This is a genomic window from Streptomyces sp. Ru62 (assembly GCF_002920615.1).
Classification (GTDB): domain Bacteria; phylum Actinomycetota; class Actinomycetes; order Streptomycetales; family Streptomycetaceae; genus Streptomyces.
On record NZ_PQSU01000019.1, the window covers coordinates 171660 to 186715 of the forward strand.

At 72.9% G+C, this 15056-nt stretch carries 13 protein-coding genes; 11 read left to right on the forward strand and 2 right to left on the reverse strand.

From position 1 onward, the window contains the following. Position 1: 1 nt before the first annotated feature. Genes C3492_RS25810 through C3492_RS25860 form a run of 11 tightly spaced genes read left to right on the forward strand, consistent with a single transcriptional unit; the run spans position 2 to position 11590 of the window. A complete protein-coding gene (locus tag C3492_RS25810; RefSeq protein ID WP_103814486.1) occupies positions 2–1225 on the forward strand; it encodes a glycosyltransferase in 1224 nt (407 codons plus the stop codon). After that, positions 1226–2485, forward strand: a complete 1260-nt coding sequence (locus C3492_RS25815) for a class I SAM-dependent methyltransferase (protein WP_103814488.1) — start codon at positions 1226–1228, stop codon at positions 2483–2485. Next, the gene (locus tag C3492_RS25820; RefSeq protein ID WP_103814490.1) at positions 2482–3276 is read left to right on the forward strand and encodes a glucose-1-phosphate cytidylyltransferase; all 795 of its coding nucleotides are present in this window, start codon (positions 2482–2484) and stop codon (positions 3274–3276) included. Before C3492_RS25815 ends, C3492_RS25820 begins: the two co-directional genes overlap by 4 nt. Then, positions 3273–3920, forward strand: a complete 648-nt coding sequence (locus tag C3492_RS25825; RefSeq protein ID WP_103814492.1) for a PIG-L deacetylase family protein — start codon at positions 3273–3275, stop codon at positions 3918–3920. The genes C3492_RS25820 and C3492_RS25825 overlap by 4 nt, the downstream gene beginning before the upstream one ends. A 3-nt stretch (positions 3921–3923) precedes the next feature. Next, the gene (locus tag C3492_RS25830; protein WP_103814494.1) at positions 3924–4949 is read left to right on the forward strand and encodes an NAD(P)-dependent oxidoreductase; all 1026 of its coding nucleotides are present in this window, start codon (positions 3924–3926) and stop codon (positions 4947–4949) included. Further along, complete coding sequence (locus tag C3492_RS25835) at positions 4937–6220, forward strand: DUF4910 domain-containing protein (RefSeq protein WP_103814496.1); 1284 nt, start codon at positions 4937–4939, stop codon at positions 6218–6220. The genes C3492_RS25830 and C3492_RS25835 overlap by 13 nt, the downstream gene beginning before the upstream one ends. Next, on the forward strand, positions 6217–7545 hold the full coding sequence (locus tag C3492_RS25840; protein WP_103814498.1) for a hypothetical protein: 1329 nt from the start codon (positions 6217–6219) through the stop codon (positions 7543–7545). The genes C3492_RS25835 and C3492_RS25840 overlap by 4 nt, the downstream gene beginning before the upstream one ends. Continuing rightward, positions 7542–8489 (forward strand): glycosyltransferase family 2 protein, encoded by a 948-nt coding sequence (locus C3492_RS25845; RefSeq protein ID WP_103814500.1) that lies wholly within the window; start codon positions 7542–7544, stop codon positions 8487–8489. Before C3492_RS25840 ends, C3492_RS25845 begins: the two co-directional genes overlap by 4 nt. After that, positions 8486–9709, forward strand: a complete 1224-nt coding sequence (locus tag C3492_RS25850; protein WP_181140548.1) for a polysaccharide pyruvyl transferase family protein — start codon at positions 8486–8488, stop codon at positions 9707–9709. The genes C3492_RS25845 and C3492_RS25850 overlap by 4 nt, the downstream gene beginning before the upstream one ends. Then, positions 9706–10257, forward strand: coding sequence for a dTDP-4-dehydrorhamnose 3,5-epimerase family protein (locus tag C3492_RS25855; RefSeq protein ID WP_103814501.1), 552 nt, complete (start codon positions 9706–9708; stop codon positions 10255–10257). The genes C3492_RS25850 and C3492_RS25855 overlap by 4 nt, the downstream gene beginning before the upstream one ends. 7 nt (positions 10258–10264) lie before the next feature. Continuing rightward, positions 10265–11590: a glutamate-1-semialdehyde 2,1-aminomutase gene (locus C3492_RS25860; RefSeq protein ID WP_103814503.1), complete on the forward strand. Its 1326-nt coding sequence runs from the start codon at positions 10265–10267 to the stop codon at positions 11588–11590. 7 nt (positions 11591–11597) lie between these two features. On the opposite strand, the gene C3492_RS25865 is transcribed toward C3492_RS25860, so the two are convergent. Next, entirely contained in the window at positions 11598–12281 is a 684-nt protein-coding gene (locus C3492_RS25865; protein WP_103814505.1) for a phosphatase PAP2 family protein, read from the reverse strand. 125 nt (positions 12282–12406) lie between these two features. Beyond that, entirely contained in the window at positions 12407–14899 is a 2493-nt protein-coding gene (locus C3492_RS25870; RefSeq protein WP_103814507.1) for a phosphatidylserine/phosphatidylglycerophosphate/cardiolipin synthase family protein, read from the reverse strand. Positions 14900–15056 lie beyond the last annotated feature (157 nt).

Genomic DNA, 15056 nt, shown 5'->3' on the forward strand with positions numbered 1-15056 from the left:
CATGCGCGTCCTCGTGGTGCACAACCGCTACTCCTCGGCGCAGCCGAGCGGCGAGAACCGGGTCGTCGACGAGGAGGTGGAGCTGCTGCGCGCCGCCGGCCACCGGGTCGAGGTGTTCGAGCGGCGCAGCGACGACATCGCCGGCCGGTCCCTGCTCGGCAAGGTCGCGGTGCCGCTGCTCGTACCGTGGAACCCGGCGGTCCGCCGGGAGCTCACCGCCAGGCTGCGCGCCGAGCGGCCGGACGTGGTGCACGTCCACAACGTCTTCCCGCTCCTGTCGCCCGCGGTCCTCGCCGCCTGCGCCGACGCCGGCGTGCCCGTCGTCGCCACGCTGCACAACTACACCCAGGTCTGCCCGCCCGGCACGCTGCAACGGGACGGCCGGCTGTGCACCGAGTGCGTCGGCTCGGCGGCGCCGCTGCCCGCCGTCCGGCACGGCTGCTACCGGGGGTCCCGGCTCGCGACGGTGCCGCTCGCGGTGAGCCTGTCGGTCAACCGGCGGCGGTGGTGGTCCGGTGTGGAGCGGTTCTTCTGCATCTCCGAGGCGCAGCGCGACGTCCTGGTGCGGTCGGGCATGCCGGCCGAGCTGCTGACGGTGAAGCACAACTTCGTCCCCGACCCCGGCGTCTGCCGGGTGGGCGACGGAGAGCAGTTGCTCTTCCTCGGCCGGCTCGCGGAGACCAAGGGGGTGCGGCTGCTCATGGCCGCGTGGGACGAGATCGCGGCGGCCGGCGGTGTGGGCGTGCCGCTCGTGCTCGCCGGCGCGGGGCCGCTGGAGCGGGAGGTGACCGCGTGGGCGGCGGGCCGGGACGACGTGCGCCACGCCGGTCTGCTCGACCCGGCCCAGGTCCGGCAGGCCGTCGCACGGTCGGTCGCCGTGGTGGCCCCGTCGATGGCCATGGAGACGTTCGGCCTGGTGGTCGCGGAGGCGATGGCGGCGGGGGTGCCGGCCGTCGCCGCCGGCCACGGCGCCTTCGTCGAACTGGTCGAGGACGGGGTGACCGGGCTGCTGCACCGGCCGGGCGATCCCGCCTCGCTCGCGTCCTGCATACGCCGGATCGCGACCGGACCGGACGGCAACCGGCAGATGGGCGAGGCGGCCCGGCGCCGTTACGAGAAGGGCTTCAGCCCGGCCGTCGGGCTGGAGCGCCTGGAGGAGGAGTACCGCGCCGCGATCGCGGGGCGGGCGCATTCGAGGGGGGACGGAATCAATGGGGGGCACTAGATGACACGATGCCGACTCTGCGGCTCGGCGACGCTGGCGAGCGTCGTCGACCTGGGGGCGACGCCGCCGTGCGAGAGCTTTCTCGCCGCGGACCAACTGGACCGGCCGGAGACCGCGTACCCGCTGCACCTGCGGGTCTGCACCGACTGCTGGCTGGCGCAGATCCCGCCGCTGATCACGCCGGAGGAGACGTTCCAGGAGTACGCGTACTTCTCCTCGTACTCGACGTCCTGGGTGGAGCACGCGCGCACGTTCGTCGCCGATGCCGTGCGGCGGGTGGGGCTCGGCACCGAAGGCTCGGACGCCTTCGTGGTCGAGGTCGCGAGCAACGACGGCTACCTGCTGAAGCACGTCGTGGACCGGGGCATCCGCTGCCTGGGCATCGAGCCGTCGGTGAATGTCGGCGCCGCGGCGCGCGATGCGGGTGTGCCGACGCTCACGGAGTTCCTGAGCCCGGACACCGGCGCGGCGGTCCGCGAGAAGCACGGCCCGGCGAACCTGGTCGTGGCCAACAACGTGTACGCGCACATCCCCGATGTCGTCGGGTTCACCCGGGGGCTGCGCGCCCTGGTCGCCGACGACGGCTGGGTCTCCATCGAGGTGCAGCACCTGCTGACCCTGATCGAGGAGAACCAGTACGACACGATCTACCACGAGCACTTCCAGTACTACACGGTCGCCTCCGCGATCCGGGCGCTGGCGAGCGGCGGACTCGCGCTCGTGGACGTCGAGCTGCTGCCCACGCACGGTGGTTCCGTCCGGCTGTGGGCCCGGCCCGCCGAGGTGGCGGGCGAGCCGACGCAGCGGGTGGCCGACGTACTGGCCCGGGAGAAGGCCGCCGGGCTCCAGGAGCTGGCCGGGTACACCGAGTTCTCCGCCCGGGTGTCCAAGGTGCGCCGGGACCTCCTCAAGTTCCTCATCGAGGCCGCCGAGCGCGGCGAGACGGTCGTCGGCTACGGCGCCCCGGGCAAGGGCAACACCCTGCTCAACCACTGCGGCATCCGGCCCGACCTGCTCGCGTACACCGTCGACCGCAACCCCTACAAGCACGGCAGGTTCACCCCGGGCACCCGCATCCCGGTCCTGCCGCCCGAGCGGATCGCCGCCGACAAGCCGGACTACGTGCTCGTCCTCCCGTGGAACCTGCGGGCCGAGCTCGTCGAGCAGCTGTCCTACGTGCACGACTGGGGCGGCCGGCTGGTCTTCCCCATCCCGGAACTGAGCATTGTCGACGTCGCGTCCCGAGAGGTCACAGCATGAAGGTCGTCCTGTTCTGCGGCGGTTACGGGATGCGGATGCGCAGCGGCGCCGCGGACGACGTGCCCAAGCCGATGGCGATGGTCGGCCCCCGGCCGCTGATCTGGCACGTCATGCGCTACTACGCGCACTTCGGCCACACGGAGTTCATCCTGTGCCTCGGGTACGGGGCCCACCACATCAAGGACTTCTTCCTCAACTACGAGGAGACGACGTCCAACGACTTCGTGCTGCGCGGCGGGCGGACCGAGCTGCTGTCCACCGACATCTCGGACTGGACGATCACGTTCGCGCAGACCGGCATCGAGTCGCCGATCGGGGAGCGGCTGCGCCGGGTGCGGCACCACCTGGACGGGGACGAGATGTTCCTCGCCAACTACGCCGACGTGCTCACCGACGCGCCGCTGCCGGAGATGATCGAGAACTTCGCCCGGCGCGACGCCGGTGCCTCGATGATGGTGGTGCCGCCGCAGTCGTCGTTCCACTGCGTGGAGCTGGGCGAGGACGGCCTGGTGGGGGGCATCACCGCGGTGAGCGAACTGCCGCTGTGGGAGAACGGCGGCTACTTCGTGCTCCGCCAGGAGGTCTTCGACCACATCCCCGAGGACGGGGACCTGGTCGCCGACGGATGCGCCCAACTGGCCAAGCGCGGCCGGCTGGTGGCGCACCGGCACCGCGGCTTCTGGAAGCCGACCGACACCGTGAAGGAGCGGGCCGCGCTCGACGCCGCCTACGCCCGGGGCGACCGTCCGTGGGCCGTGTGGGAGCGGGACGGCGCGGGGGTGAACGCGTGATCCGGCTCGGGGCGGGGCGCCTGGAGGGGATCGTCGCGGTGGGCGCGCACTGCGACGACATCGCCATCGGCGCCGGCGGCACGCTGCTGACGCTGTGCCTCGCGCGCCCGGGCATCCGGGTCGACGCGCTGGTGCTCTCCGGCGGGGGCAGCGAGCGTGAGCAGGAGGAGCAGGCCGCGCTCGCCGCCTTCTGCCCGGGCGCCGACCTGCGGCTGACCGTGCACAAGCTGCCGGACGGCCGGCTGCCCGCGCACTGGGAGGAGGCCAAGTCCGCCGTCGAGGAGCTGCGCGAGCGGACCGACCCGGATCTGGTCCTCGCCCCCCGCACCGAGGACGCGCACCAGGACCACCGCGGCCTGGCGCGGCTGGTACCGACCGCGTTCCGCGACCACCTGGTCCTCGGCTACGAGATCGTCAAGTGGGACGGCGATCTCGGCCGGCCGGCCGCCTACCAGCCGCTGTCGCCGGAGATCGCCGAACGGAAGGTACGGCTGCTGCAGGAGCACTACCCCTCGCAGCGGCACCGGCCCTGGTACGACCGGGAAGCCTTCCTGGGCCTCGCCCGGATCCGCGGCATCGAATGCCACGAGCGCTACGCCGAGGCGTTCGCCGTCACCAAACTCACGCTCGACCTGGGGGAATGAACCTTGCGCGTACTGCTCACCGGGCACCAGGGCTACCTGGGCACCGTCATGGCCCCGGTCCTCACGGCCGCCGGACACGAGGTCGTCGGCCTCGACGCCGGCCTGTTCGCCGACTGCGTCCTCGGCCCGGCGCCCGCCGACCCGCCCGGACACCGGGTGGACCTGCGCGACGTCACGGCCGACCACCTGGCCGGGGTGGACGCCGTGATCCACCTGGCCGCGCTCTCCAACGACCCGCTGGGATCGCTGGCGCCGGAGCTCACCTACGACATCAACCACCACGCGTCCGTACGGCTGGCCCGGCTCGCCCGCGACGCCGGGGTGCGGCGCTTCCTGTACGCGTCGACCTGCTCCGTCTACGGCGCCGCCGGCGGCGACGACCTGGTGGCCGAGGACGCCCCGCTGCGCCCGGTGACGCCGTACGCGGAGTCCAAGGTGCGCGTGGAGGACGACCTGCACAACCTGGCCGACGGCGACTTCACCCCGGTGTACATGCGCAACGCCACCGCCTTCGGCTACTCGCCCCGGCTGCGCGCCGACATCGTGCTCAACAACCTGGTGGGCCACGCGCTCCTGTCCGGTGAGGTCCTCGTGCTCTCCGACGGCACCCCCTGGCGCCCGCTGGTGCACGCCGCCGACATCGCGCGGGCCTTCACGGCCGCGCTGGGCGCGCCGCGGGAAGCGGTGCACGACCGGGCGTTCAACATCGGCAGCGAGACCAACAACGTCACCGTCGCCGAGATCGCCGGGCAGGTCGCCGAGGCGGTGTCCGGGGCGAAGGTGGTGATCACCGGGGAGACCGGCGCCGATCCCCGGTCGTACCGGGTGGACTTCTCCCGCTTCCGCGCCGCGGTGCCCGGCTTCGACTGCGAGTGGACGGTGAAGCGGGGCGCGCTCGAACTTGCCGACGTGTACGGGAAGTTCGGCCTGACCCGGGAGGACTTCGAGCAACGCTTCACCCGCCTCGCCGTGCTGCGCGCGGCGTCCGGGTCCGGCGCCGTCGACGACACCCTGCGGTGGCGCCCGTGACCGGGATCGGCGAGGAGATGTACGCGCTGGTGGAGCGGATGTACCCGCTGTGCCGGAGCATCACCGGCGACGGTGTGCGCGCCACCCTGGACATCGTCGGGGAGTACATCCCGCTCCGGAGGCACGAGGTGCCGACGGGCACGCAGGTGCTCGACTGGACCGTGCCGCAGGAGTGGAACATCCGCGACGCCTACATCGCCGACGCCGACGGGAAGAGGGTCGTCGACTTCGCCGCCTCCAGCCTGCACGTGCTCGGCTACAGCGTGCCGGTGTCGGCGACCATGCCGCTGGCCGAGCTGCGCGGACATCTGCACACCCTGCCGGAGCACCCGGGCTGGGTGCCGTACCGCACCAGTTACTACAAGCCGGAGTGGGGGTTCTGCCTGGCCCAGGAGACGCTGGACGCGATGGAGGACGGCGACTACGAGGTCCGCATCGACTCCACCCTCGCGGACGGCCACCTCACCTACGCCGAGCACGTGGTTCCGGGGCAGGTTCCCGACGAGGTGATCGTCTCCTGCCACGTCTGCCACCCGTCGCTGGCCAACGACAACCTCGCCGGCATCGCGGTGGCGACGTTCCTGGCCCGGGCGCTGGCCCGGCGGACGCCCTACTACACCTACCGGTTCGTCTTCGCGCCCGGCACCATCGGGGCGATCACCTGGCTGGCCCGCAACGCGGAGCGGGTGGACCGGGTCAAGCACGGCCTGGTGCTCGCGTGCGCCGGCGACCCGGGCCGGCTGACGTACAAGCAGAGCCGGCGCGGCGACGCGGAGATCGACCGGGTGATGCGGCACGTACTGACCGCCTCCGAACGCCCGCACGACGTCAACGAGTTCACTCCGTACGGTTACGACGAGCGGCAGTACTGCTCCCCCGGGTTCGACCTCGGCGTGGGCTCGCTGACCCGGACCCCGTACGCGGGCTACCCCGAGTACCACACCTCGGCGGACGACCTGGACTTCGTCTCCCCGGAGGCGATGGCCGACACGCTCGCCGTCTGCCGCGAGGCGTTCGCCGTCCTCGACCGCAACCGGCGGTACGTCAACCTCAGCCCGTACGGCGAACCGCAGCTGGGCCGACGGGGGCTGTACGACGCGCTCGGTGGCCGCAGCGACACCAAGCAGGCCCAGATGGCCATGCTCTGGGTGCTCAACCTCTCCGACGGCGAGCACAGTCTGCTGGACGTCGCCGAGCGGTCCGGGCTGCCGTTCGACACCGTCGCCGCCGCGGGCGACGCCCTGCTCGGCGCCGGGCTGATCAAGGCATGACGCCGATGACCACCGAGGGGGAGAATCCGCGGACAACGGCGCCACCGGCGGCCCGGGCCGGACACGCCCGGCGGTCCGGCCGACGGGCCGTCGCCGGCCGGCTGTCCTGGGGGCTCGCCGACCAGGCGGCCTCCAGCATCAGCAACTTCGCGGTGGGCATCTACGTGGCCCGCTCGCTGGGGGTGACCGCGTTCGGCGTGTTCAGCCTCGCCTGGGTGACCTACGGCGTGGTGCTCAACGTCTCCCGCGGCCTTGCCACCGACCCTCTCGTGGTGCGCTTCAGCGGCGTGCCGGAGGCGTCCTGGCGTGGCGCGGTGGCCCGGTGTTCGGGTACCGCGCTCGGGGTGGGGGCCGTCATCGGCGCGGCGTGTCTGGTGGCCGGGCTCGGTCTCGGCGGCCGGGTGGGGCCCGCGTTCGCCTGCCTCGGCGTCCTGCTGCCGGGGCTGCTGCTGCAAGATGCCTGGCGGTTCTCGTTCTTCGCCGCCGGTACCGGGCGGAAGGCCTTCGTCAACGACCTCGTGTGGTGCGTCGCGCTCGTCCCGGCCATGGTCGTGGCGGCCCACGTGGGCAGCGTGGCCGCGTTCGTGCTCGCCTGGGGCGCCTCCGCCGCGGTGGCCGCCGTGTACGGCTGCTTCCAGTCCGGGATCCGGCCCGAGCTGGGCGGAGCACGCGAGTGGCTTCGCGAGCACCGCGACCTCGGCTACCGGTACCTGGCCGAGAACGTCAGCCTCAGCGGCGCGAGCCAGCTGCGGGCGTACGGGCTCGGCGCGATCGTCGGCGTCGGCGCGGTGGGCGCGGTGCGCGGCGCCGAGCTCCTGATGGGCCCCTTCCTCGCCGTGCTGATGGGACTGTCGCTGGTGACCGTCCCGGAGGCGGCGCGGGTGCTGCGGCAGGCCCCGCACCGCCTCGGCACGTTCTGCCTCCTGCTGGGCGGCGGGCAGGCCGCCGCCGCGCTGGCCTGGGGCGGGTCGCTGCTGCTGCTGCCGGAACGGCTCGGCGACCTCGTGCTGGGCAGCGTCTGGCACTCCGCCTCGCAGCTCATCGCGCCGATCACCCTCAGCGTCGCGGGGGCGGGCCTCGGCACCGGCGCCGCGGCCGGGCTGCGCGCGCTCGGCGCGGCCCGGCGCAGCCTGCGCTCGCAGCTGTTCGCCTCCGCCTGCTACGTCGGCGGCGGGCTCGGCGGGGCGGCCGTCGCGGGCACGGTCGGCTCGGCCTGGGGCGTCGCCGCCGCGACCGTCAGCGGCTCGGCCGTGTGGTGGCTGCAGCTGCGGTCCGCCCTGCGCGAGCGCCGCCACGACTCCGTTCCCGAAGTGAGGACCTCATGACCGACCGACCCAGGCTGAGCATCGGCCTGCCCGTCTACAACGGCGAGGAGTACCTGGCCGAGTCGCTGGACGCGCTGCTCGGCCAGACCTACGAGGACTTCGAGCTGGTCATCTCCGACAACGCCTCGACCGACGGGACCGAGGACATCTGCCGCCGCTACGCCGCGAAGGACTCGCGCATCCGGTACCTACGGCTGCCCCGGAACGTCGGCGCCACGCCGAACCACAACCACGTGTTCACCCAGTGCCGCGGCGAGCTGTTCAAGTGGGCCTCGCACGACGACCTGTACGCCCGGGACCTGCTGCGGCGCTGCGTCGAGGCGCTGGACGAGCGGCCGCACGTGATCCTCGCGCACGCCGACCAGGCGGTCATCGACGGCGACGGCCGGGTGAAGGTCCCGTACGAGTACACGCTCGCCACCGCCTCGCCGCACGCGCCGGAGCGCTTCCGCAGCATGCTGTTCGAGCCCGGCGGCGACGACTTCTACGGGGTGATCCGGGCCGACGTGCTGCGCCGGGTGAGACCGATGGACAGCTACCACCACGCGGACCGCACGTTCGTCGCCGAGATCGGCCTGCACGGGCCCTTCCACCAGGTGCCGGAGCTGCTGTACTTCCGCCGCGACCACCCCACCCGCGCCGAGCGGGCCAACCCGTCCAAGCGCTCCCGGTGCGTCAACCTGGACCCGCGCCGGGCCGGCCCGCTGCACCCGACGCCCCGGCTGCTCGCCGAGTACGTGTGGGGTTTCGTCTCGGCGATCCGGCGGGCGCCGCTGTCCCCGGCCGACCGGCGCGCGTGCTACCGCCACCTGGCCGCCTGGATGGCCAGCCGGGCCCGGCCGGGCGCCGGCGAGCGGGTCGAGGACCGCGCCCCCGTCGACCCGGCCAAGCTCACCGTCTCGGTCGACGCCCTGGTCGCCGGGCGTGAGGGGAGGCCGGCATGAAGGCCGAGACACGCGTGGGGCTGTTCGGCCTGCTCGGCTCCGGCAACCTCGGCAACGACGGGTCGCTGGAGGCCGTGCTCGGGTACCTCCGCGCCGAGCACCCGGAGGCGGTCGTGGACGCGCTGTGCGGCGGACCCGAGGCCGTCACGGCCCGGTTCGGCATCCCCGCGACGCGGCTGCACTGGTACCGCGGCGAGTACCGGACCGCGTCGCGTGCGGGCGCAGTCGCGTCGAAGGGCCTGGGCAAACTCGTCGACGTCTTCCGCACCGCCGCCTGGGTGCGCCGGCACGACGTGGTGATCGTGCCGGGCATGGGTGTCCTGGAGGCCACGCTGCCGCTGCGGCCGTGGGGCTTCCCGTACGCGCTGTTCCTGCTCTGTGCGAGCGGCCGGCTGCTGGGCACCCGGGTGGCGCTGGTCAGCGTCGGCGCCGCCGAGATCGCCAGCCGGCCGACCCGGGCCCTGGTGCGCTGGTCGGCACGGCTGGCCGCGTACCGGTCGTACCGGGACGACCGGTCCCGCGACGCCCTGCGGGCGATGGGCGTGGACACCGCGTGCGACGAGGTCTACCCGGACCTCGCGTTCGCCCTGCCGACGCCGGGGACGAACGCGCCCTCGGACCCGCCGGGCCCGGTCTGCGTCGGGGTCATGGACTTCCACGGCGGCAACGACGACCGCGCCCGGGCCGAGGAGATCCACCGGCGCTACCTGGACGGGACGATCCGGTTCGTCCGCGCGCTGGTCGAGGAGGGCCGGGCGGTCCGGCTGCTCACCGGGGACGACTGCGACGCGCCGGTGGTCGCCGCGATCCTCGACGCGGTGGACTCGCCGCTGGTCACCGCCGCCGACGCGGCCTCGCTGGCCGACCTGATGAAGGAGACGGCGGCTGCCGACACCGTCGTGGCGATCCGGTACCACAACCTGATCTGCGCGCTGAGGACCGGGACGCCGACGCTCGCCGTCACCTACGCGGCCAAGAGCGCCGCGCTCATGGAACGGATGGGCCTCGGCGCGTACCACCACCCGGCGCGCGAGCTCGACCCCGACCGGCTGCTCGCACAGTTCCGGGAGCTGGAGGAGCGATCGGCCGAGCTGCGGCGGACCCTCGCCGAGCGGAACCTGGCCGCCGTCCGGCAACTCGACGAGCAGTTCACCGCGTTGACCACGGCCCTGTTCCCGGCGGCCGGCCACGCCCGCACCCCTGTCCCGGAGGCTCCATGAAGGCGACCGAAGTTCCCCAGATCGCCGGCGCGTACCTGTTCGAGCCGACGCCGTACGCCGACGAGCGCGGCTTCTTCTGCCGCACCTTCGACGCCGAGGTGGTCCGCTCGGTGGGCCTCGACCCGGGCGCCTTCGTCCAGGACAGCGTGTCCCGCTCGGTCCGGGGCGTGCTCCGCGGCCTGCACCTGCGCTCCGGCGCCGGCGAGGCCAAGCTGGTGCGGTGCTCGTACGGGAGGATCTTCGACGTCGTCGTGGACCTGCGGCCGGACTCGCCGACGTACCTGGGCCGGGCCTTCTTCGAGCTGTCCGGCGACACGCAGGCGACCCTGTACGTCCCGGCGGGGTGCGCGCACGGCTTCCAGGCGCTGACCGAGACCGCCGACACCTCGTACCGGATCGACCGCCCGCACGATCCGGCCGAGGACGTGACGATCGCCTTCGACGATCCGGAGCTCGCCATTCCATGGCCGCTGCCGGTCACATCGATGTCCCAGCGGGACCGGGAGGCGCCGAGCCTCGCCGAGGTCCTGAAGCACACGGAAGGGTGAAGCCGGCTTGGACACGGAAGAGTTCCACCTGCCCCGGTCGCGGGCCATGAACGAGCGGCTGCACGCCCTGGTTCCCGGGGGCGCGCACACCTACGCCAAGGGCGACGACCAGTACCCCGAGGACCTGGCCCCGGTCATCAGCCACGGACGCGGCGCCCATGTGTGGGACGTCGACGGCAACCGCTACGTCGAGTACGGCTCCGGCCTGCGGTCGGTCAGCCTCGGCCACGCCCACCCCCGCGTGACCGAGGCGGTGCGGCGGGAGATCGACCGCGGCGGCAACTTCGTCCGGCCGTCCGTCGTGGAGGTGGAGGCCGCGGAATGCTTCCTGGCGACGGTGCCGACCGCCGAGATGGTGAAGTTCGCGAAGAACGGCTCCGACGTCACCACCGCCGCGGTGCGCCTCGCCCGCGCCGTCACCGGTCGCCCGCGGGTGGCCCTCTGCGCAGACCATCCGTTCTTCTCCGTCGACGACTGGTTCATCGGCACCACACCGATGTCCGCGGGCATCCCGGAGTCGACCAGCGAGCTCACCGTGACGTTCCCCTACGGCGACCTGGCCGCCACGGAGGAACTGCTCACCCGGTACCGGGACGAGGTCGCCTGCCTGATCCTGGAACCCGCGACCCACACCGAGCCGCCGCCCGGATACCTCGCCGGCCTGCGCGAACTGGCCGACCGGCACGGCTGTGTCCTGGTCTTCGACGAGATGATCACCGGCCTGCGCTGGTCCGAGGCGGGCGCCCAGGGCCTGTACGGAGTCGTCCCCGACCTGTCCACGTTCGGCAAGGCGCTGGGCAACGGATGCGCCGTCTCCGCGCTGGCCGGGCGCCGGGAGCTGATGGAGCGGGGCGGGTTGCGCCACTCCGGCGACCGGGTGTTCCTGCTGTCCACCACGCACGGCGCGGAGACCCACTCCCTGGCGGCCGCGACGGCCGTGCTCACCACCTACGTCGAAGAGGGCGTCACCGCGCGCCTGCACGCCCTCGGCGAGCGGCTGGCCGCCGGAGTCCGCGAGGCCGCGGCCGCCATGGGGGTCGGCGACCACGTCGTCGTCCGGGGCCGGGCCAGCAACCTGGTCTTCGCCACCCTCGACGGCAGCGGACAGCCCTCGCAGGAGTACCGCACCCTGTTCCTGCGCCGGCTCCTCATGGGCGGGGTGCTGGCCCCGTCGTTCGTGGTGAGCAGCGCGCTCAGCGACGCGGACATCGACCACACCGTCGACGTGGTGGCCCAGGCGTGCGCGGTGTACCGGAAGGCACTGGACGCCGGTGATCCCACGCCCTGGCTGGGCGGACGCCCGGTGAAGCCCGTGTTCCGCCGACTGGCCTGACCCAGGGTCAGTCGCCCTCTCGCCGGCCGGCGCCGGCCGTCCGCCGGGACGGCCGGTCGGCCGTGCGGTCGACCAGCCACGCGGTCACCGGTGTCACCGCCAGCGCGGTGCACCAGCCGCCGAGGGCGTCGGTCGGGTAGTGCGCGCTCAGGGCGACCTCCGCCCAGCCCATGGCGGCGCCCGCCACCAGCGCCGCGGCGAGCACGAGTGACGCGCCGGCCGCCCTGCCGAGGCCGGGGCGGCCGGCCACGAGCAGCGCCACCGCGTAGGCGAGCGCGGTGGCGAAGGCGGTGTGCCCGCTCGGGTAGGACAGGTTGTCGTCGCCGTGGATGGTGCGTCCCACCACGTGCTTGAGCATCGTCGTCGTCCCTACGGCCACACCGACGCCGACGACGACGAGCACCGCCCCCCGAGGACGCCGGAGCAGCAGGCAGCCGGTCACGGTGGCCACGACCAGCATCACCGCTCCCCCGGGCTCTCCCAAGGAGTCCAGGGTCAGGGCGACGTAACGCCACGGCGGCCGCACACTGTCCGCCGTCGGCCGGACGACCCACCCGTCCACCGTGCCGGGCTCGCCGTGGCCGGCGTACAGGATCCCGAGCACGACGACCACCAGCGCGGCGAGGGCCGCGACCGGCCCGAGCGACACGCGCAGCGACGGGGGCAGCACGGGCGCCGACCGGTCGGCCACACGCCCGGGCTCCTGCCGGCGCCAACCCCCCACCAACGACCCCCCGTCGTGTCCGACCCGGCCCGCGCGGGAGCCACCGGCCACACTACCGCGCGGGCCTTCGGGAGCGATGGCTCCCCGGGGACTCAGGAGTTGCTGAAAGCGTCCCGCAGCCGCATCTCGTTGAAGCCGTTGCCGTCGTAGTCGTCGGAGTACGTCAGCGCGAGCCGGCCGGTCGGGGCGAGGGTCACGGCCGGGCCGCCCTGGCCGCCGCCGGTCACCACGTTCATCCGGTAGGCGGGGAGCCTGCCGGTCGTCGTGCCGTCCGCGTTGAAGCCGCGGGCCCACACGTCGTCCTTGCCCGGGTACACGGTCCCGCCGATGTTCACGTCGAAGGCCTCCTTCCACGCGACCACGAAGCTGCCGTTGTCGGCGACCGCGACGTCGGCGACGTCCTGGTCGGAGATCGGCCGCTGGCCGTCGACGTACGGGCCGCTGCCGGTGCCGTCCTCGGTGGTGCGCTGCTCGGCCGTCGCGGCGCTGCCGGTCGCGGAGAACACGCGGTGGTAGATCCGCTGCGGCCGCACCAGCGTGCCGGTGCCGGTGGTGTACTCGTCCGTCCACGCCACGACGAACCGGCCGTCACCCGCCGACGCCACCGCGGTGACGGTCTGCTGCCCGTCGGTGAGGGAGTTGGCCACCTTGCGGGCCACGGCGAAGCCGCCCGAGGTGTTCAGCTTGGCGAGCCCGATGTTGAGGCCGCCGTTGCCGTCCGCGTCCTCCTCCCAGACGATCGTGGTGTTCCCGGCGTCGTCGATCGCCGCGTCGGGGCGGCGGTTCGACCCGGCCGCACCCGAGTTGATCGTGCTGACCTGGACGTCCTGGTAGCGCAGCGCACCGGTCCCGGACCAGCTGCTGGCGTAGACCTGGTTGAGCGTGGAGCCGTCGGCCGTGCTCTCCCAGGCGACGGTGTAGGAGCCGTCACCGGCCACCGCGACCGTCGGCCGCAGCTGGTCCCCGCTGCCGGAGGCGTGCGGGCGCGGCAGGGCGGTCACCGTGCCGTCCGCGGCCACCTTGACCACGGCGATGTCGGCGTACCTGTTGCCGTCGTCGTCCTTCGCCCACGCGACGATCGCGTTGCCCTGGTCGTCCACGCCGACGTCGGGCTTCTGGTGCGACCAGGTCGTGTTGCCGGCGGTGCCGCCGTTGCTCAGCAGCTTCTCGTTCCACAGCGCGACGCCGTCCTTGTACATGCGGATGTACACGTCGGTGCCCAGCTCGGTGTCCGAGGAGTCGTGCCGGTCGCCCTGCTCGTACACCACGGCGGTGTAGACGGACGAGGTGCCGCCGGAGGCGATGGCGCTGTAGTGCTGGTCCCCGTCGGCCTGCACGTTGACCCGCGAGTAGTGCTGGGACGTCGAGCCGTACTTCGAGGCGTCGATGTCGACCGCACCCGAGCGCACCTTGTTGAAGTTGGCGACGTAGGCCTGGTAGACCGCCGGGTCGTCGATGCGCAGCAGCGTCTCGTCGTTCGTCTTCAGCGAGCCCGCGGTCCAGTTGTGGGAGCCCGTGTACACGTGCTGGACCTTGGTGCCGTCGGCCTTCGTCCACTCCGTCAGCAGGTACTTGGAGTGGGTGGTGCCGTGGTTGCAGGAGGCGGTCGCCGAGGACTTGTAGCGGCACCCGCCGGGGCGGTTGCCGTAGGCGGCGACGTCGAGCGCGGTCAGGTCGTTGACGCCGTCGTTGCCGCCGCCGTTGCTGAGGTCGCGGACGTTCGCGTCGACGCTGCACCCCTGGGACCGCTTCGCCTGGAGGGCGTCGTAGACGGCCGGGCGGGTGGATCGCTGGTCGAGCTCGGCGGCCGAGATCCTGATCTTGCCGTCGATCGAGCAGTCGACCTTGTCGATGAACGAGGCGAGGATGTCGGCGTTGCCGTAGTGGCCGGCGTCCGAGGCGGTGTCGCGGGGGAAGAAGAACGCCTCGACGGGAGAGTTCGGGTCGCCCGTGGTGTAGTCGTACGTGGTGTGCGAGCTGTCGCCGGCGTGCTTGATCTGGTCGTTGAAGTGCGCGCGGTACCGGGAGGCGAGGGCCGCGTTGTCGGACACGACGACCGCGTTGTTGATCTCGCCGTCCTGGCCGCCCGCGAGGTTCTGCGAGCTCTGCCAGACCACGTTCGTGCGTCCGTCGGTGAGCGCGTCGAACACGATGTACTTGTCGTGGTCGATCGCGTTCGTGTCGCCCGAGCCGTTGCCCAGGCAGCCGCGGGAGCACCAGGTGAGGCTGGAGTTGCCCGTCAGCGTCAGACCGTCCAGGTTGCTGCCGGCCCGGTTCGCCGACTCCGAGATGATGCGCAGCGTGACGCCGCGGCTCTGCGCGGCGGAGAGCTTCGCCGCCAGGTCCGGGCTGTTGAACCAGTACATGCCCATGTACAGCGTCGAGTTGGGCGCAGCGAGATCGATCAGGCTGCCGACCGACGTGTTGATCGAGGAGTCGTACGTCGTGGGCGTGGGGTAGTTGAACACCGCGGTGTAGTTGCCGGAGACGACGGTCTCCGCCTGGGCGGTGGCCGGAGCGAGCAGTGCCGCACCGAGCGCGAGGGGGGCGGCGAGTGCCGCCAGGCGCTGTATCTGTCTGCCCATCTGTTTCCTTCGGTTCACCATGAGTTGGGGACGGGCCATCCTATGGCGCGTTCATCCAGGTCCCTGACCGGTGGCCGACGCCCCGGCGCTCGGCGAGCTCGGCGACGGGGAACAGGCCGCGTCCGTCCTCGTGGGTGGTGCGAGCGCGGCGCGGACG

What these genes read in the sequence shown, in the direction of transcription:
- C3492_RS25810 (WP_103814486.1), top strand. Translation starts at nt 2, where the DNA reads ATGCGCGTCCTCGTGGTGCACAACCGCTACTCCTCGGCGCAGCCGAGC.
- C3492_RS25840 (WP_103814498.1), top strand. Translation starts at nt 6,217, where the DNA reads ATGACGCCGATGACCACCGAGGGGGAGAATCCGCGGACAACGGCGCCA.
- C3492_RS25855 (WP_103814501.1), top strand. Translation starts at nt 9,706, where the DNA reads ATGAAGGCGACCGAAGTTCCCCAGATCGCCGGCGCGTACCTGTTCGAG.
- C3492_RS25850 (WP_181140548.1), top strand. Translation starts at nt 8,486, where the DNA reads ATGAAGGCCGAGACACGCGTGGGGCTGTTCGGCCTGCTCGGCTCCGGC.
- C3492_RS25870 (WP_103814507.1), bottom strand. Translation starts at nt 14,899, where the DNA reads ATGGGCAGACAGATACAGCGCCTGGCGGCACTCGCCGCCCCCCTCGCG.
- C3492_RS25815 (WP_103814488.1), top strand. Translation starts at nt 1,226, where the DNA reads ATGACACGATGCCGACTCTGCGGCTCGGCGACGCTGGCGAGCGTCGTC.
- C3492_RS25845 (WP_103814500.1), top strand. Translation starts at nt 7,542, where the DNA reads ATGACCGACCGACCCAGGCTGAGCATCGGCCTGCCCGTCTACAACGGC.
- C3492_RS25820 (WP_103814490.1), top strand. Translation starts at nt 2,482, where the DNA reads ATGAAGGTCGTCCTGTTCTGCGGCGGTTACGGGATGCGGATGCGCAGC.